The sequence below is a fragment of the Streptomyces sp. NPDC088252 genome, assembly GCF_044740965.1.
GTDB lineage: Bacteria > Actinomycetota > Actinomycetes > Streptomycetales > Streptomycetaceae > Streptomyces.
On record NZ_JBIURS010000015.1, the window covers coordinates 1 to 17,830 of the forward strand.

10 protein-coding genes and 1 pseudogene are annotated in these 17,830 nt (G+C 71.6%); 2 read left to right on the plus strand and 9 right to left on the minus strand.

All coding sequences use genetic code 11. From position 1 onward, the window contains the following. The 8 genes and pseudogenes from ACIOHC_RS27310 to ACIOHC_RS27345 all read right to left on the minus strand — a co-directional run. A partial coding sequence (locus ACIOHC_RS27310) for a flavodoxin-dependent (E)-4-hydroxy-3-methylbut-2-enyl-diphosphate synthase (RefSeq protein ID WP_362209164.1) occupies positions 1 to 164 on the minus strand: 164 nt, incomplete at its 3' end. Between the two features lie 180 nt (positions 165 to 344). Next, complete coding sequence (locus ACIOHC_RS27315; protein WP_351083846.1) at positions 345 to 1,655, minus strand: site-2 protease family protein; 1,311 nt, start codon at positions 1,653 to 1,655, stop codon at positions 345 to 347. Then, positions 1,652 to 2,905: a 1-deoxy-D-xylulose-5-phosphate reductoisomerase gene (gene dxr / locus ACIOHC_RS27320; RefSeq protein WP_351083844.1), complete on the minus strand. Its 1,254-nt coding sequence runs from the start codon at positions 2,903 to 2,905 to the stop codon at positions 1,652 to 1,654. Before dxr ends, ACIOHC_RS27315 begins: the two co-directional genes overlap by 4 nt. Before the next feature lie 358 nt (positions 2,906 to 3,263). Beyond that, on the minus strand, positions 3,264 to 5,210 hold the full coding sequence (locus ACIOHC_RS27325; protein ID WP_351083842.1) for an acyl-CoA dehydrogenase family protein: 1,947 nt from the start codon (positions 5,208 to 5,210) through the stop codon (positions 3,264 to 3,266). A 1,193-nt stretch (positions 5,211 to 6,403) separates the two neighbouring features. Further along, positions 6,404 to 7,030: pseudogene (locus tag ACIOHC_RS27330) on the minus strand (N-acetylmuramoyl-L-alanine amidase); the annotation flags it as partial. A gap of 474 nt (positions 7,031 to 7,504) precedes the next feature. Next, positions 7,505 to 8,950: an aldehyde dehydrogenase family protein gene (locus ACIOHC_RS27335; protein WP_351083836.1), complete on the minus strand. Its 1,446-nt coding sequence runs from the start codon at positions 8,948 to 8,950 to the stop codon at positions 7,505 to 7,507. A gap of 209 nt (positions 8,951 to 9,159) precedes the next feature. Then, positions 9,160 to 10,749, minus strand: a complete 1,590-nt coding sequence (locus tag ACIOHC_RS27340) for a PucR family transcriptional regulator (RefSeq protein ID WP_401844334.1) — start codon at positions 10,747 to 10,749, stop codon at positions 9,160 to 9,162. 123 nt (positions 10,750 to 10,872) lie between these two features. Next, positions 10,873 to 13,266: an ATP/GTP-binding protein gene (locus ACIOHC_RS27345; protein ID WP_351083832.1), complete on the minus strand. Its 2,394-nt coding sequence runs from the start codon at positions 13,264 to 13,266 to the stop codon at positions 10,873 to 10,875. A gap of 299 nt (positions 13,267 to 13,565) precedes the next feature. Here ACIOHC_RS27345 and gabT point away from each other — a divergent pair, with 299 nt between their 5' ends. Next, on the plus strand, positions 13,566 to 14,906 hold the full coding sequence (gene gabT, locus ACIOHC_RS27350; protein ID WP_351083830.1) for a 4-aminobutyrate--2-oxoglutarate transaminase: 1,341 nt from the start codon (positions 13,566 to 13,568) through the stop codon (positions 14,904 to 14,906). Between the two features lie 148 nt (positions 14,907 to 15,054). Continuing rightward, positions 15,055 to 15,870 carry a phosphatase PAP2 family protein gene (locus ACIOHC_RS27355; protein WP_365693451.1) on the plus strand — a complete coding sequence of 272 codons (816 nt, stop codon included), beginning with the start codon at positions 15,055 to 15,057 and terminating at the stop codon, positions 15,868 to 15,870. On the opposite strand, the gene ACIOHC_RS27360 is transcribed toward ACIOHC_RS27355, so the two are convergent. Then, a complete protein-coding gene (locus ACIOHC_RS27360; RefSeq protein ID WP_401844336.1) occupies positions 15,821 to 17,647 on the minus strand; it encodes a chitinase in 1,827 nt (608 codons plus the stop codon). The two genes, ACIOHC_RS27355 and ACIOHC_RS27360, sit on opposite strands and share 50 nt — an antisense overlap. Between the last annotated feature and the right edge of the window lie 183 nt (positions 17,648 to 17,830).

The following is a 17,830-nucleotide window of genomic DNA, read 5'->3' on the forward strand; positions in this document are numbered from 1 at the left end:
TGCAACGTCGCACCCACGTCCGACGTACGCGTCGTGGTCATCGACTGCACCGACACCGGCGCATCCCCGCCCACCGCCACCGACCCGACCTGGATCTTTCGACTGACCCTCCGGTCGGCGAGCTTGGTCGGAACGGACGGAATTCCGAGAGAAATCGCAGTCATGCGCTGAGCATCCCCAAGGTGTGGATCGAGGTCCCGAGATCGGCGGGCTCCGGGCTTCGAGGTTACGTCACCGGCGGCGGCCCGGCGCACACCGCGTCCGGGAGCGCCGCACGGAGGGCGGGCCCGGACACACGCTGTGTGCCGGGCCGTCACCCTTGGTTCACCGGACCGGTCGGGAGATCAGGAGATCTTGACCGGATTGACGATGTCGGCGACCAGCACGAGCAGTGTGAAGCAGATGAAGACGCCCGCGACGACATAGGCGACCGGCATCAGCTTGGCCACGTCGAAGGGGCCCGGGTCGGGGCGCTTGAAGACCCGGGCCACATTGCGGCGCAGGGCCTCCCAGAGCGCTCCGGCGATGTGCCCGCCGTCGAGCGGCAGCAGGGGCAGCATGTTGAAGAGGAACAGCGAGAGGTTGAAGCCGGCCAGCAGGAACAGCATCATCGCGATCTGGTTCTGCGCCGGTACGTCCAGCGTCATCACCTCGCCGCCGATCCTGGCCGCGCCGACGACGCCCACCGGGGAGTCGGCCGCTCGCGGGCCGTCGCCGAAGGCGGCGTTCCACAGGTCCGGGATCTTGGACGGGAGGGCGATGATCGAGTCGACACCGTTCTCGATCATGTCTCCCATGCGGACGACCGAGTCGCCGAAGGAGAGCGGGACGATCTCGGTCTGGGCGGCGAAGCCGAGGTAGCCGGCCGGGACGAACTTCCCGGGGACCACCTCGCCCTTGGAGTCCTTCTCGGCCACCGAGTTCTCCTGGAGCACGGCGTGGAGGGTCTTCTCCTGGCCGTCGCGCAGGACGGTGATGGTGGCGGGGCCGATGGTGTCGCGGATCTTGTCGGAAAGCGTGGCCCAGTCGTCGACCTTCCGGCCGTCGAAGGCGACGATCCTGTCGCCCTTCTTCAGTCCCGCGGCCTGCGCGGGCGAGACCGGGTCGGACTTCTTGCAGGTGTCGCGGTTCTCGCTCTGGGCGATCACGCACTTCTGGACCCCCGCCACCTCGGTGGTCTGGGTCTGGAACCCGAAGGTCATCGCCACGCCGAGGAAGATCGCGACGGCGAGGACCAGATTCATGAACGGTCCGGCGAACATCACGATGACGCGCTTCCACGGCTTGCGCGTGTAGAAGAGCCGCTTCTCGTCACCGGGTTCGAGCTCTTCGAAGGCGGCCGATCTGGCGTCCTCGATCATGCCGCGCCACGGGGAAGTGGACCGCGCCTCCAGGCGCCCGTCCGGTCCCGGCGGGAACATGCCGATCATGCGGATGTAGCCGCCGGCCGGGATGGCCTTGATCCCGTACTCGGTGTCGCCCTTCTTCCGCGACCAGATCGTCGGCCCGAAGCCGACCATGTACTGGGGAACGCGGATGCCGAAGAGCTTCGCGGTCGAGAGGTGTCCGAGCTCGTGCCAGGCGATGGAGAACAGCAGGCCGATGACGAAGACGACGATGCCCAGAATCGTCAACAGGACCGTCGTAATACTCATGCGCGCGCCTCCGCTGTCGCTTTCGCCGAGAGTTCACGGGCCCGGGCGCGTGCCCAGGTCTCCGCTTCGAGGACGTCTGCGACCGTGAGCGAAGTTCCCGTGGCGGGGGTGCCGTGTTCGGCGACCACCGCCGTGACCGTATCCATGATTCCGTTGAACGGCAGCAGTCCTGCCAGGAATGCGTCGACACATTCCTCGTTCGCGGCGTTGAACACGGCCGGGGCGGTGGCACCGAGCGTGCCCACGTGCCGGGCGAGCCCCACGGACGGAAAGGCCTCGTCGTCCAGGGGGAAGAACTCCCAGCTGGACGCCTTCGACCAGTCGAAGGCGGGTGCCGCGTCCGGGACGCGCTGGGGCCAGCCGAGGCCGATGGCGATCGGGCCCCGCATGTCGGGGGGCGTGGCCTGGGCCAGGGTGGAGCCGTCGGTGAATTCCACCATGGAATGGACGTACGACTGGGGGTGGACCACGACCTCGATCCGGTCGAACGGGATGTCGTAGAGGAGATGCGCCTCGATGACCTCCAGTCCCTTGTTGACCAGGGTGGCCGAGTTGATCGTGATGACCGGTCCCATGGCCCAGGTCGGGTGGGCGAGGGCCTGCTCGCGTGTGACGTCCGCCAGCTCGCTCTTCGTCCGTCCCCGGAAGGGGCCGCCGGAGGCGGTGACGACGAGCTTGCGTACGTCGGCGCGGGTGCCGGCGCCCAGTGCCTGGAAGAGCGCGGCGTGCTCGGAGTCGACCGGGATGATCTGGCCGGGCTTCGCCAGCGCCTTGACCAGCGGGCCGCCGACGATCAGCGACTCCTTGTTGGCCAGGGCGAGCGTGCGGCCCGCCTCCAGCGCGGCGAGCGTGGGGGCGAGTCCGATCGAGCCGGTGATTCCGTTGAGCACGGTGTGGCAGTCGCTCGCCGCCAGCTGCGCGGCGGCGTCCGGCCCGGCCAGGATCTCGGGGAGCGGCTCGCCCGTCCCGTACTGCTCGCGCAGCGCCTCCCGGAGCGCGGGGACGGCGTCCGGTGCGGCGACGGCCACGGTGCGCACCCGCAGTTGCCGCGCCTGCTCGGCGAGGAGGGCGACCCGTCCGCCCGCGGCGGAGAGTCCGGTGACGCGGAAGCGGTCGGGGTTGCGCAGCACCAGGTCGATCGCCTGGGTGCCGATGGAACCGGTGGAGCCGAGGATGACGAGATCCCGGCGGCCTTCCGCGGCGTCGAAGACGAGGTGCGGGTCGGCGAGGGGGGCAGGGCTGTCGCTCATGCCCCCATTGTTGCCGCATCGGCTGTGGGTGTGGACAGTGCGTCCCCGCGCCCGGCCGACGCGGCCCGGCGAAGCCGTGCTCGGCCCGTGGCGCAAACCCCTGTCCGCCGGGCGGCCGGGACCTCCCGCGGCACACCGGCGAAGGCGGCGGCCGGGAGCCGTGCCTCGCCGAACGCCTCCGTCCCCGGGCCGTCACCCGACGGTTCGCCGTCCCCGTCCGTACGGCCCGAGCCGGCGGTACGCGACCGGCGACAACGCGGCGAGGCGCGGTACCCGCACGCCCGTCGGCCGTACTCCGCGCCCGGTGGGGCGGGGTACGGCCGACGAGGGGGCGTGCGCACGCCCGGTGGACAACGGGTCAGCGAATGGGGCGGTGGACATCGTCCCGGCTGGACGGCCCCGGTGTGGCATCGGCGATCCACGGTCCTTCGCCGCTCGGGTCGATGATGCCGTCCTCCAGCCAGGTGTACGCACCGGACAGCACGCCGTCGACCATGCGCCGGTCCAGGTCGTCGGTGTTGGACCACAGGCGGGTGAAGAGCTCCTCGACCCGGACACGGGACTGGTGGCAGAAGACGTCGGCGAGCCGGTACGCCTCGCGGCCGTGGTCGCTGGAGGAGCGCAGCAGCTCGGCGCGGACACAGGCCGCGCTCATCGCGAAGAGTTCCGCGCCGATGTCGACGATCCTGCCGAGGAAGCCCTGCTTGGTCTCCATCCGGCCCTGCCAGCGCGACATGGCGTAGAAGGTGGAGCGCGCGAGCTTGCGGGCACAACGTTCGACATATCGCAGGTGGGTGGACAGGTCCGGGTGCCCGGCCGGGTTGAACTCCCCGTAGGTACGCGGGAGTTGTCCCGGCCCCGCGACGAGCTTGGGCAGCCAGCGGGCGTAGAAGCCGGCCGCGTTGGCGCCCGCTCGCGCCTTGGCGGAGAGGGGCTTGTCGGGGTCGATGATGTCTCCGGCGACCTTCAGATGGGCGTCGACGGCCTCACGCGCGATCAGCAGGTGCATGATCTCGGTGGAGCCTTCGAAGATCCGGTTGATCCGCAGGTCGCGCAGGAGTTGTTCGGCGGGTACGGCCCGTTCGCCGCGGGCGGCGAGGGACGCGGCGGTCTCGAAGCCCCGGCCGCCCCGGATCTGGACCAGTTCGTCGGCCATCAGACAGCCCATCTCGGAGCCGTACAGCTTGGCGAGAGCGGCTTCGATACGGATGTCGTTGCGGTTCTCGTCCGCCATCTGGGAGGAGAGGTCGACCACCGCTTCCAGCGCGAAGGTGGTCGCGGCGATGAAGGAGATCTTGGCGCCGACGGCCTCGTGCCGGGCGACCGGCCTGCCCCACTGCTCGCGCACCGCCGACCACTCGCGGGCGATCTTCAGACACCATTTCCCGGCGCCGACGCACATGGCGGGCAGCGAGAGCCGTCCCGTGTTGAGCGTGGTGAGGGCGATCTTGAGCCCCGCGCCCTCGGGGCCGATGCGGTTGGCGGCGGGGACCCGGACACGGTGGAAGCGGGTGACGCCGTTCTCGAGGCCGCGCAGGCCCATGAAGGCGTTGCGGTTCTCGACGGTGATGCCCGGGGAGTCCGCCTCGACGACGAAGGCCGTGATGCCGCCCTTGTGACCGTCCGACTTCGGAACACGGGCCATCACGACGAGCAGGTCGGCGACGACGCCGTTGGTCGTCCACAGCTTCACACCGTCGAGGATGTAGTCCGATCCCTCCGGAACGGCCGAGGTGGCGAGCCGGGCCGGGTCGGATCCGACGTCCGGTTCGGTGAGCAGGAACGCCGAGATGTCGGTACTGGCCAGCCGGGGCAGGAAGGCGTCCTTCTGCTCCTGGCTGCCGAAGAGCTTCAGCGGCTGCGGCACGCCGATGGACTGGTGGGCGGAGAGCAGCGCACCGATGGCGGGGCTGGCGGAGCCGACCAGGGCGAGGGCCTTGTTGTAGTAGACCTGGGTCAGGCCCAGCCCGCCGTACTTCGGCTCGATCTTCATCCCGAGCGCGCCGAGCTCCTTGAGGCCGTTGATCACCTCGTCGGGGATCCTGGCCTCACGCTCGATCAGGGCGCTGTCGATCCTGGTCTCGCAGAAGGCGCGCAGCCGGGCGAGGAAGGCCTCGCCGCGCCGGACGTCGTCCGCGGGCGGCAGCGGATGCGGATGGATCAGGTCGAGCCGGAAGCGGCCGAGGAAGAGTTCCTTGGCGAAACTCGGCTTGTGCCAGTCCTGTTCGCGCGCGGCCTCGGCCACTTGGCGCGCTTCACGCTCGGTGACCTTGGGCGTGTTCTTCGGGGCGGATGGTGCGGACATGAGGAGCTCACCTCGCCGCGTCGTGGGATGGGCGGACACGGCCGGAACGCACGGAGGCATGCGCGCCTGCCGAGCCGTACCAACCGGTGCTACTTGTCCTGATGTACCCGATTCCCGGCACGCCCACCATCCCCGGAACGCCGATCGGGTCGACAGCCACTCCACTGGCCAGCCCCGCGGTGACACGGCGGCCGGACCGTGGTCGGACGCCACGGGCTCAGGGCGTGCCGTTGCCCTGTCGGTCGCCGCCCGGGCGCCGGCTCAGCATCATCAGGACGGGACCGGTCAGCAGAAGCGCGCCGCCGGGCAGGCTCCCCCACCCCCGGATGTCCGGGCCGAGGATGTCGGGGTCGTCGAGCACCAGCAAGAAGAGCACCTGCCAGCACAGGGCGGCGGCAGCCACCAACTGGCCCCAGCCGAGGACGCGAGGGCGGTGGACCGGTCGCCGGTACACGGGAAGCACCCAGCCACGGGTGACCGCCGCCGCGCCGGAGGCGGCAATGAGCAACGCCGACAGCGCGAGAAATATGGCGATGCAGAGCTTCATGGTCCCTCCCTGCACGCCGGACCCGCGCCGGAACGCCCGCGTGATCATGGCACCCGCCGTGCCGCGCGCCCACGCGCTTCCCGGCAACCTCGTGAGCGGCCGGCCGAGCCCTGGTGGCCCGAGTCGGAATTTCCGGCCGGATCAGGGACCGCCGGAGATCCGTCCTGCAGCTCCCCGACCGCGCGGTCCGAGGCGTCCCCGGCCCCGGCGCCACCGGCGCACCGGTGGTGCCGGGGCCCGACCTCGCGTTCAGGGTCTGCGTGGCGTCCGTACGGGGCGCTCCGCCGCAGCAGCCCCGAACGCGGCCGCGAACATCGAGGCGGTCAGGCCCCGTTGGTGTTGATGTTACGTCGATGACCGCGTTCTTGATGGCCGTCTCGACCGCGGCGACGATGGTCTCGGTGTCGGCGCCGGTACCGACCTGCCCCGCGAGTGCGGTGATCGCGGCGGACTGGGCGGCCAGGGTCTTGTCCATGCGGCGGATGCGGGCCTGGACGTCCTTCAGGATCGACTGCGCCTGCCAGGTCGGATTCGTGCTGTGGTCCGCGGCGTCTGCCGGGCCGCCGATCGCATCGGTCTTCCACACGGCGTCGAAGATGTCCTTCTTGGTGATGCCTGCCATGGGGTCCTCCTCGTGGTCGGAGCCGGGGTTCCAGCTCGCGGGGTGCTTCAGCCGTTCGGCCACATCGGCGCGGAGCCCGGCCATGGTGAAGCCGCGGGGGTCGATCTTGTCGCTGGACCATTCCAGGTGGCCGATCACGGACTTCGCGGACCAGCCGTGCTTCCGGCAGAGCGCGGCCTGGACACGGACGATCGCGTCGTACTGGGCCTTGGGCCAGGGGTCCTTGCCGTCGCCGAGGTTCTCGCACTCCCACCCGTAGAACCTGCTGTTGCCGTCGACACCGTTGCTGTTGCCGCGGGTCGGTGGGGTCGGGCGGGTGCCGTAGGACTCGGACACGACCTGCTCCAGCACGCGCGGGTCGCCACCGCCCGCGTGATTGGCGCGGCCCCAGCCGACCATGTGCACACGGCCGTCCTTCGCGATCATCCCGTGGCACAGCGGTCCCGGCAGGGCTGCGTAGCCGTCCCGCACGGTCGCGACCGTGGCAGCGGTGCCCTTGGTGACCGTGTGGTGCACGATCGACCCGTTGACCGGTCCCCAAGCCCCCTTCGAATTACGGTTGTGGGTGGTCCAGTTGCCGACCTCCACCACGCGCACACCTTCGGCGCGGAGGGCGGTGAGGACGGCGGTGGCCGTCAAGGGAGTGGCCATTCAAACCTCCTGGTCACTGAGGGCGGACACGGGGGCCTGGAACAGAGGCGTCCTTCCGTTGCTGATCGGACGCGAGTACGGCGCCGGAATGAGACACGGACGCGTGCCGGCGGTCCCGTCCTTCATCGGCCCGTACCGGCATCCGTCCGCGGCCATGGTGTTCCCCTTCGGCCCGCGTTGTACACGACGTCACGGAACTTCCTCTCGAAGCCGTTCGGCCCCCGTCGGTCTCCTCCATCTTCTCCACCCGGAGAACGGCACCTGACGGGGGGTCGGTGTTCGTCCCCCCGTCCTGGTCCGCATCCATGTGCGGGACCCCGTGGCGGCAGCTCCGGCAGGCCGACGCGGAGGAACGCAGAGACGGCCGGTGCCCCCGCACAGTGGGCACCGGCCGTCTCTCTGCCGCCTGCTGTCGTGCTGTCCAAGGCGGATCACAGGCGACGCTGGTGGATCGGTCCGATCCGGTTCGCGGTCCTACAGGGCGAGGCCGGTGAGGACCAGCACGCGCTCGTAGGTGTAGTCGTCCATCGCGTAGCGGACGCCCTCGCGGCCGACGCCGGACTGCTTGGCGCCGCCGTACGGCATCTGGTCCGCACGGTAGGAGGGGACGTCGCCGATGATCACGCCGCCGACCTCAAGGGCGCGGTGGGCGCGGAAGGCGGTCTGCAGGTCGTGCGTGAACACACCGGCCTGCAGGCCGTACTTGGAGGAGTTGACCGCCGCGAACGCCTCGGCCTCGCCGTCCACCTTCTGCACGGAGAGCACCGGTCCGAAGACCTCCTCGCAGGAGAGGGTGACGCCGTCCGGGAGCTCCGCGAGCACGGTCGGGGCGTACGTGGCACCGTCCCGCTTGCCGCCGGTGAGGAGCTGGGCGCCGGCCTGCACGGCCTCGTCGACCCACGACTCGACGCGCTTGGCGGCGTCCTCGCTGACCAGCGGGCCGACATCGGTGGCGGCGTCGGACGGGTCGCCGGTGACCTGGGCCTCGACGGCCGCGACGATCTTCGGGACGAGCCGGTCGTAGACCGAGGCGTCCGCGATGACGCGCTGCACGGAGATGCAGGACTGGCCGCCCTGGTAGTTGGAGAAGGTCGCGATGCGGTTCGCGGCCCAGTCCAGGTCCTCGTCGGAGGCGTAGTCGCCGAGGACGACCGCGGCGCCGTTGCCCCCGAGCTCCAGGGTGCAGTGCTTGCGCGGCACCGACTCCATGATCGAGTAGCCGACCGGGCCGGAACCGGTGAAGGAGATGACCGGCAGGCGCTCGTCCTGGACCAGGGCGGGCATCCGGTCGTTCGGGACCGTCAGCACGGACCACGAACCGGCCGGCAGGTCGGTCTCGGCCAGCAGCTCACCCAGGATCAGCGACGAGATCGGGGTGGCCGGGGCGGGCTTCAGGATGATCGGGGCACCGACGGCGATGGCCGGGGCCACCTTGTGGGCGCTCAGGTTCAGCGGGAAGTTGAACGGCGCGATGCCGAGGACCGTGCCGCGCGGGAAGCGTCGGGTCAGACCGAGACGGCCGGTGCCGCCGGCGTCGGTGTCGAGGCGCTGGGCGTCGCCGCCGTTGAAGCGACGGGCCTCCTCGGAGGCGAACCGGAACACGGAGACGGCACGGCCGACCTCGCCACGGGCCCACTTGATGGGCTTGCCGTTCTCGGCGGAGATCAGCTGGGCGATCTCCTCGGTGCGCTCCACCAGACGCCGTACGACGTGATCGAGTGCGGCGGCCCGGACGTGCGCCGGGGTCGCGGCGAACTCCTCGCGCACGGCGTGCGCGGCCGCGACGGCCTCCTCGATCTGCGCGTCGGTCGGCACGCTGACGGTGCCGACGAGACGGCCGTCCCAGGGGTTGGTGACGTCGAAGCTGTCCTCACCGGTGGCCTGGCGGCCGGCGAGCCAGAAGGCGTGGGTGGAAGTCATGGCGGGTCCGGCCCTTCGAAGTCGTGGGGTGTGCTGCCCCCCACCGTAGGGCCGCGCGGCCGACCTGGCGTTTGTCCGAGGTGGAGCAGAGCACGACCGGGACACGCCGCTTTGTCGGATGCGCCGACGGGATCGCGGGGGGCGGGGCCGAGCGGGCAGCGGGTACGGATCCGGAGCCGACGGGCGGTGCCCGCCCCTCCGGGCGGTCGCTACGGCTCCGGCGTCGCGGGGGAGCCCGTGGCCTTCAGGGCCAGCCACAGCTCCATCCGGACGTCCGGATCGTCCAGTGAGCGGCCCAGGATCTCCTCCACGCGACGCATCCGGTAGCGCAGGGTGTGGCGGTGGACGCCCAGGTCCGCCGCGGCCGCGTCCCACTGGCCGTGGTGGGCGAGCCAGGCCCGTAGCGAGGCCACCAGGTCGCCGCGGCCCTTGGCGTCGTGCTCGTGCAGGGCGCGGAGCATTCCGTCGGCGAAGGCCCGCACGGCGTCGTCCGCGAGCAGCGGGAGCACCGAACCCGCCGCCAGTTCCTCGTGCTCGACCAGCGCCCTGCCCCGGCGGCGGGCCACCGACAAGGCCTGCTCGGCCTGCTTGTACGCGGCGGAGACGGCGATGGGGCCCACCGGTGCCGACAGGCCCACGACCACCTGTGCCTCCTCCTCCGCCGTCGCCGGTTCGCGCGCGGGCCGTGCCTCCCGGGCCTCCTGCGCCTGCGCGTACGCCGCGCACGCGGCGACCGCCGCTCCGCCGTCCGCGGCCAGGACGACGAGCCGCTCGCCCTCGTCCACGCTCAGCAGTGCCTCTCCGGTCCGGAAGGCCGCCGCTTCCATCGCCTCGCCCAGCGACGCGGTCGCCGAGGGGGTCGACGCCTCCGCGATGAGCAGCCGGAACGGGGCGTCGAGCAGCCCCCCGTACAGATCCCCGGCGACGGCCCGCGCGTGGTCGGGCTGGCCGGCGAGCAGCATGCGCAGCACCGCCGCGCCCAGCCGCTGCTCCGCGCCCTGGAGGGACCGGGAACGGGCGGTGGTCAGGGTCAGCAGGGCGACCGCCGAGTGCACGGCGTACCGCTCGGCGGTACCCAGTGCCGCGCCGGTGCCGACGGCCAGCGCGCCCCGGACGCGGCGGCCGGTGCCCAGGGACTGGAGCTCGACCCGGTCGTCGGTGTCGCCGACGACCACGCTGGCCGGGGCGGGACGCTCCCGCAGCCGCTCCACGTCGGGGGTGAGCCGGGCGGCCCGGCGCGCGGCCCACTCAGGGGCCACGGCGACGACCGCGCCGGAGGCGTCGTACAGCGCCGCCCAGCCGTCGACGTGCGTGGCGAGCCGGCACAGGAGTTCGCCGGGGCCGTCGCCCGCGAGCGCGGCCTTCGTCAGCTCCCGCTGGGCCTCGAACCCCGCTGTCACCGCCCGGTACTGATCGGCGGCGATCGCCGACGACACGGCCTTGGCGATCGCGAGGAACGGCGTGCGACGCGGCACTTCGAGGAGCGGCAGTCCCCCTTCCTCGGCGGCGTCGATCAGCGCCTGCGGCACGTCGTCGTAGTTGACGCCGACGGCGAACCCCAGCCCGACGACTCCGGCCCCGGCCAGCCGCCGCACGTACCGCCGCATCGCCTCGGGATTCTCGGCGTCGAGGTTGGTGGCGGTGACCAGCAGGAGCTCACCGCCCTCCATGTACGGCACGGGGTCGGCCAGCTCGCTGGCGTGGGCCCAGCGCACGGGCGCGTCGAGCCGGTCCGCCCCCGCACGCACCGTGAGTTTGAGCGCCGAATGCTGGACGAGCGAGGCGAGAGTGGGGGGCATGGGGACCGTGGGACCTCAGAAATCGATTTTCGCCGTCCCGTATGAACGACTCCTCTCGATTCTGCCAGGGCGGCAGGGTCCGGGGTAACCGCTCTCACACCGCGGGCCCCGCCCCCGCACCGCTCAGCCGTTCAGGTCCACCAGCAGGGGCGGCGCGTGCTCCCCCCGTACGGTCGTCAGGGACAGCACCGCGTGTCCGGCCGGTACCCGGTGGGCGAGCTCGGAGGCCGACCAGCGTTCCCGTTCGACCTGCCGCACGGTCACCGCGTCGGTGGTGACCGCCTTGCCGGTGACCAGTTTGCGGAAGGCGTGGATGGCCCGCGTCATGGGCTGGTCGGCGAAGACCGTGCGCTGGGTGACGTCGCGGGTCTCGACCCACTCCGTCCCCCAGGCCTCGGCGAACTTCTTCCCGTCCCACGTCGTGATCCCGGAGAACGCCATCCGGCAGCCGACCGCGCCGAGCAGCGCCGTGTGCAACTGCTCCGGCACGTCGTCGAGGGTGCGCAGGGTGAGTACGGCCCCGGCGTGGGCGGAGCGCAGCCGCTGGATTCCGCGGACGGTGTCGGGCGTCAGGGTGTGGGTCGCGTCGTCGAGGACCAGACAGGCGAACAGGGAACGGTCGGTACGGGCCGCGGCGCTCGCCGTGAACTGGGCGAGGACGAGGCGTGCCAGCACCCGGGACGCCTCGGCATGACCGCGTTCGGGCAGATCGATACGGACCCGGAGCGGGTGTTCCAGGGCCCGCGGCGAGAAGGGGCGGGACTTGCCCGTGGTGTCGAAGAACTCCGCGAAGGCCGGCCGGTCGAGCAGCGCCACCCGGTCGGCCAGGGCGGGGCCCGGGTCGCCGGTCGACCCGGACTGGCGTGCGCGGGCATCCAGCTCGCGCAGCATGCCGGGGTGTCCGCTCACGTCGAGCGCCTCCCGCAGAGCGGTGAGGGCCTCGTGCACCCCGTCCAGGAGTTCCCGCAGTTCCGGCACGGAGGGGAAGCGTCCGTGGGCTGCCCGGAACGGGCCGAGGAGCTGGGCGAGGGCCGTGGCGGCACGCCTGCTGTCCACCTCGGGGAGGTCGCCGACCAGACCCTCGGCGAGGACGGTCGCGGCCTCGTCGGGGTCGCTGGTGCCGCCGTACAGGTCGAGGTCGTGGACGGAGGACGCGTCGCCGATCTTGATGACGACGTCGAAGCCCTGGTCGCCGCCGAGCCGGGTACCGGCCGCACACACGGCGACGACAGCGGCCTGCCCGGCGAGCGCCTGCAGTGCGAGGGCCTCGACGACGGGCCGGACCAGTGCCCGGCTCTTGCCCGCTCCGGGCGGCCCCACGGCGAGCAGGGAGGTGCCCAGCAGTCCGGGGTCGAGGGCGATGCCGCTGCCGCGGCGGGCGTACGGATTGCGTTCGCCGTCCTCGACGGCGCCGAGCCTGACCTGCTGGACCAAAAGATCGTGCCGGGCGGCGCGGACCGGGAGGTCGCGTGCGCCGGAGGGGTGGGCGCAGGCGGCGGAGCCGTTGCGCAGCACGGTGTCGGCGAAGGCGGAGAGCCGGGAGTGGTCGGCGCGCACGGAGGTCCAGGCGCGGCGGATGCGGACGTAGTCGACGTCGTTCATCCGCCCGGACCGGGTCTCCTTGGCGAGCTCGGCGGCGACCCGCTGCTGTCCGGCGGCGCGCAGGTCGGGCCATTCGGCCGGGTCGTCCTCGCCGCCCACCTCGACGACGTCCGTTCCGCCGGGCGCGGTCGGCTTCGACGGGTCGCGCTGTTCCCGGCCCGGCGCCGGCGGCGCGGGCCTGCGGGCGCGCCATGCCTCGGCCCAGCCTCCGAGCCTGGCGAACGGCCACACGATCACCAGGGTGAGCAGGACGTACAGTCCGTAGCTGATCACCGGGGACAGCGGCCGGTCGGGTCCCAGCCAGGAGCCGGGAACCAGGCCGAAGGCCAGCCCCATCCCGGGCACCGTCCCGTTCCAGACGAGGATCCAGACCAGCAGCGCGCCGATCGCCGCGCCACCCGCCCGCGCCGCGGCTCCCCTGGCCGCGACGCACCGTTCGAAGGCGGTCGGCCAGTTGCCCAGGCGGCCGAATCCGTAGACGAGGCCCCCGATGATCAGCAGGCGGTAGATGTCGAGCGCGCGGACCGCTCCGCGGGTCTGCGGCCGGTCGTCGAACGGCCCCCACCAGTCGCCGGGGGTGAAGAGCTTCAGTGGAACCCGCCAGTACGGGATGTAGTTGTTGCGCAGGAGCGACCAGACGAGGACGCAGGCCAGCAGCGAGATCACCGCGCCGCTCACCAGCGCGCGGTCCGGGGGGCGCTCCTTCTCCTCGGCGGGCCGTGGGCTGTGGCCGAGCCGCCAGACACCGGGTTCCGCGGCGGGCCTCGGGGTGCGGAGCCAGTCCCCCAGGGAGGGGCCGGACGCGGGGGCGTATCCCGGCCTCGGGGGCAGTTCGGGCGGTGGCGGGCCGGCCGGACGCGGCACCGGTGGACCGGAGCGGGTGCCGCGCGAGTCGTACGTGCCCTCGGTGTCCATGTGCTGTCCCTCGTCCCCTGACCAGCGCCGACCGGTAACTCCGGGCGCATGCGCCCGAAGTCATCAATCTAGTGCCCCGTGCCACCCCGTCGGACGCGGTCCGGCGGGATGTCTTCGGCGCGCCCGGGGAGCCCTCGTCCCGTCCGCGCACCGCCGCGGCCCGGCCCCGAATCCCCTCGCTATGTCCGTGACGGACAACCGCGTCCGGCCACCACTCCCGAACGGAACATGCCGGACCCCGGGCCCCGCCCATAGCCTGCAGACAGAGAAGCGTCCGAAACACCCCACAGGAGCCCCTCATGACCGCAATTCCGCAGGAGCGCCGCGTCGTCACTGCCATTCCCGGCCCGAAGTCGGTGGAGCTGCAGGCCCGCCGCCTCTCGACGGTGGCCGCAGGTGTGGGCTCCACCCTGCCGGTGTTCACCGCCCGCGCCGGTGGCGGGATCATCGAGGACGTGGACGGCAACCGTCTGATCGACCTCGGTTCCGGCATCGCCGTGACCTCGGTCGGCGCCTCCGCCGAGGCCGTCGTACGCCGTGCGTCCGCGCAGCTCGCCGACTTCACCCACACCTGCTTCATGGTCACGCCGTACGAGGGGTACGTCGAGGTCTGTGAGCAGCTCGCCGAGCTGACGCCGGGCGACCACGCCAAGAAGTCCGCGCTGTTCAACTCGGGCGCCGAGGCCGTCGAGAACGCGGTGAAGATCGCCCGCATCTACACCAAGCGCTCCGCGGTCGTCGTCTTCGACCACGGCTACCACGGCCGCACCAACCTCACGATGGCGCTGACCGCCAAGAACATGCCGTACAAGCAGGGCTTCGGGCCGTTCGCGCCCGAGGTCTACCGCGTGCCGGTGGCGTACGGCTACCGCTGGCCGACCGGTGCCGAGAACGCCGGTGCGGAGGCGTCCGCCCAGGCCATCGACCAGATCACCAAGCAGATCGGCGCGGACAACGTCGCCGCGATCATCATCGAGCCGGTGCTCGGCGAGGGCGGCTTCATCGAGCCGGCCAAGGGCTTCCTCCCGGCGATCGCCCAGTTCGCCAAGGACAACGGCATCGTCTTCGTCGCCGACGAGATCCAGTCCGGCTTCTGCCGTACCGGCCAGTGGTTCGCCTGCGAGGACGAGGGCATCGTCCCGGACCTGATCACCACCGCCAAGGGCATCGCGGGCGGTCTCCCGCTCTCCGCCGTGACCGGCCGCGCCGAGATCATGGACGCCGCGCACTCCGGTGGCCTCGGTGGCACCTACGGCGGGAACCCGGTGGCCTGCGCGGGCGCGCTCGGTGCCATCGAGACGATGCGCGAGCTGGACCTGAACGGGAAGGCGAAGCGCATCGAGGAGGTCATGAAGGGCCGCCTCGCCGAGATGCAGGCGAAGCTGCCGAACGGCGATGTCATCGGTGACATCCGCGGCCGCGGCGCGATGATCGCGATCGAGCTGGTGAAGTCCGGCACGAAGGACCCGAACCCGGAGGCCACCGCCAAGCTCGCCAAGGCCTGCCACGCGGAGGGCGTGCTGGTCCTCACCTGCGGCACGTACGGCAACGTCCTGCGCTTCCTCCCGCCGCTGGTGATCGGCGAGGACCTGCTGAACGAGGCCCTCGACGTCATCGAGCAGGCTTTCGGCCAGATCTGATCTGTGCGAACCCCCGGCGGTGGCAGAAGCCGTTCCGTCGGGGTTGCAGGGGGGCCGAGTGTGGGCCTGTGAAGAGTGTGTGGGGGGCCGATGGCGGGATCCGTTTCCGTCTGTCGGTCCCCCATCGGCTGACGTACGGTTTCTGCAGATGAGAGAAACACCCCGCCCGCAGGGGACTGCCGGCGACACCGGGTCGGAGCTTCCCCAGCACCTTCCCGGCCGTGCCTTCGCGCACACCACTGGGGCCTTCGGCTCCGGAACTCCTCACCGATCGGATGGCCGCTCGCCCCAAACCCCCCGGGGCGCGCGGCAAACCGATCCGACCGGCCGCCCCGGAACCACCCCCCCTGTTCTCGGGCGGCCGGCTCTTCTCGTTTCTCCGGTGATGTCCTTCCTCGCTCTCTTCGCGCTCACCACCTGGCAGGTCGCGGCCGCCGGTCCGCTGCGCGGCCTGGACGAGCGGACCGGACGTGCCGTCGTCGGACACGGCCCCGGCCGGCTGACCGAACTCCTCGCCGATCTCGGCAATATGCAGCTCGCGCTCCCGGTGCTGGGCTGCGCGATCGTCTGGGCCCTGGTGCGCGGCGCACGCCGTGAGCCGTTGTACGCGGCGCTCACCATGGCGATGGTGCCCGTGCTGGTCGTCCCGCTGAAGGCATGGATCGCCCGTCCGGGACCGCTGACCGACGCCACCGGCTACTACCCGTCCGGCCACGCGGCGACGGCCGCGGTGGCGTACGGGACGGCGGCGCTGCTGGTCGCGCCGTATGTGCGCCGGTCGTGGATGATGCCCGTCGCCGCCGTCTCGCTGACGGCTGCGACGGGCGTCGGTCTGGTGCTGCGCGGCTACCACTGGCCGCTGGACGTGCTGGGCAGCTGGTTCCTGTGCGGCCCGCTGCTCCTGCCGTGGGCCCTCAGCTGCCGAAGTAGGCGTCGAAGCTCTTCGCGAACTCCCCGTTGTTGAAGCGGTCCCAGTTGATCGACCACGTCATGAGTCCGCGCAGCCCGGGCCATGTCCCGTGGGTGGCGTACGAACCGCAGTCGGTCTTCTTCGTCAGGCAGTTCAGCGCCTTGGTCACCTCGGCGGGGGTGGTGTAGCCGTTGCCCGCCTGGGGGGAGGCCGGCAGGCCGATGGAGACCTGGTCGGGACGGAGCCCGGGGAAGATCCTGGTCTGGTCCCCGGCCACCGGGAATCCGGCGAGCAGCATGTCGGTCATGGCGATGTGGAAGTCCGCGCCGCCCATCGAGTGGTACTGGTTGTCCAGACCCATGATGGAGCCCGAGTTGTAGTCCTGGACGTGCAGCAGGGTCAGGTCGTCGCGCAGTGCGTGGATGACCGGGAGGTAGGCGCCGGCACGGGGGTCCTGGCCGCCCCAGGGACCCGAGCCGTAGTACTGGTGACCGAGCTGTACGAAGAAGGTCTCGGGGGCCATGGTGAGGACGAACTTGTCGCCGTACTTCGCCTTGAGGGTCTTCACCGCGGAGATCAGGTTGACGATGACCGGAGTGGTGGGGTTCCGGAAGTCGGTGTCGCCGGTGTTCAGCGAGAGCGAGTGACCCTCGAAGTCGATGTCGAGGCCGTCGAGACCGTACTCGTCGATGATCTTGCTGACCGAGGAGACGAAGGTGTCACGGGCGGTGGTGGTGGAGAGCTGTACCTGGCCGTTCTGGCCGCCGATGGAGATCAGCACCTTCTTGCCCGCGGCCTGCTTGGCCTTGATGGCCGCCTTGAACTCGGCCACGGACTCGACGTTCGGGCACTCCGTGACCGGGCAGAGCGAGAAGCGGATGTCGCCCGAGGTGACCGAGGTCGGTTCGCCGAAGGCGAGGTCGATGACGTCCCAGGAGTCGGGCACGTCCGCCATGCGCGTGTAGCCGGAGCCGTTGGCGAAGCTGGAGTGCAGGTAGCCGACGAGTGCGTGCGCGGGCAGGCCGCCGCCGGTGCCGCCGCCCCCGCCCGCCGTGGTGGTGACGGAGACCGCGGCGGACTTGGCGGACTCACCGGCGGAGTTGGTCGCGGCGACCTGGAAGCTGTACGCGGTCGAGGCGGCCAGCCCCGTGACGGTCGCGGAGGTGCCGGTGACCGAGAGGACCTTCGTGCCGCCCCGGTAGACGTTGTAGCCGGTGGCCCCCGAGGAACCGGTCCACGAGAGGTCGACCGAGGAGGAGGTGGCCGTGCCGGCCTTCAGCCCGGTGGGGACGGCGGGGAGCGCGACCGGGTCGCCGCCCGGTCCGACCAGGCTGACGTCGTCGGCGTAATAGGCAGGGGTGCCGTACCAGCCGTGGGTGTGGACGGTGACGGAGGTGGTGGCCGGGCCGGTCCTGAACGTGGTGGTCAGCTGCTTCCAGTCGGCCGCCGACTGCGTCCAGGTGGACACGTCGGTCGTGCCGGTGCCGTCGGCGCCGAGGTAGACGTAACTGCCCTGCACCCAGGCGCTCAGCGTGTACGTGGAGTCCGGCTTGACCGTCACGGACTGGGCGCACTTGGCGTTGTCGCCGCCGACCGGGGTCGCCTTCAGCGCCGAAGTTCCGCTGTGGACGGGAGAGTTGACGACGGCTCCGCTGCCGCCGCTACAGCTCCAGCCATCCAGGCCCGCCTCGAAGCCGCCGTTGCGCGCCAGATCGGAGTCCGCGGCGGCGGCGGACGGCGCGGTGGCGGCGAGGCCGCCTGCGGCGAGCAGGACGGCCGAGAAGGCGGCCAGAAATCCGGCAAATCGGGCGGGGGGTCCCGTGCGTTCCACAACGGCCTCCGTGCATGGGGGAATTGAGTGCGGCGGCCACAACATGGTCCAGACCAATCAGGTTGTCAAGACCTCTGTCAGTGGCCCGGCCGCACCCGGGTCCCGGTCCGCGTCGCCGCTCCCTGGCCGCGGCGGTTCCGGCCGTCGGCGTCCGCCCACCGCCGGAGCCGGCCGCCCTCGCGC

What these genes read in the sequence shown, in the direction of transcription:
- ACIOHC_RS27315 (WP_351083846.1), bottom strand. Translation starts at nt 1,655, where the DNA reads ATGAGTATTACGACGGTCCTGTTGACGATTCTGGGCATCGTCGTCTTC.
- dxr (WP_351083844.1), bottom strand. Translation starts at nt 2,905, where the DNA reads ATGAGCGACAGCCCTGCCCCCCTCGCCGACCCGCACCTCGTCTTCGAC.
- ACIOHC_RS27325 (WP_351083842.1), bottom strand. Translation starts at nt 5,210, where the DNA reads ATGTCCGCACCATCCGCCCCGAAGAACACGCCCAAGGTCACCGAGCGT.
- ACIOHC_RS27335 (WP_351083836.1), bottom strand. Translation starts at nt 8,950, where the DNA reads ATGACTTCCACCCACGCCTTCTGGCTCGCCGGCCGCCAGGCCACCGGT.
- ACIOHC_RS27340 (WP_401844334.1), bottom strand. Translation starts at nt 10,749, where the DNA reads ATGCCCCCCACTCTCGCCTCGCTCGTCCAGCATTCGGCGCTCAAACTC.
- ACIOHC_RS27345 (WP_351083832.1), bottom strand. Translation starts at nt 13,266, where the DNA reads ATGGACACCGAGGGCACGTACGACTCGCGCGGCACCCGCTCCGGTCCA.
- gabT (WP_351083830.1), top strand. Translation starts at nt 13,566, where the DNA reads ATGACCGCAATTCCGCAGGAGCGCCGCGTCGTCACTGCCATTCCCGGC.
- ACIOHC_RS27355 (WP_365693451.1), top strand. Translation starts at nt 15,055, where the DNA reads ATGAGAGAAACACCCCGCCCGCAGGGGACTGCCGGCGACACCGGGTCG.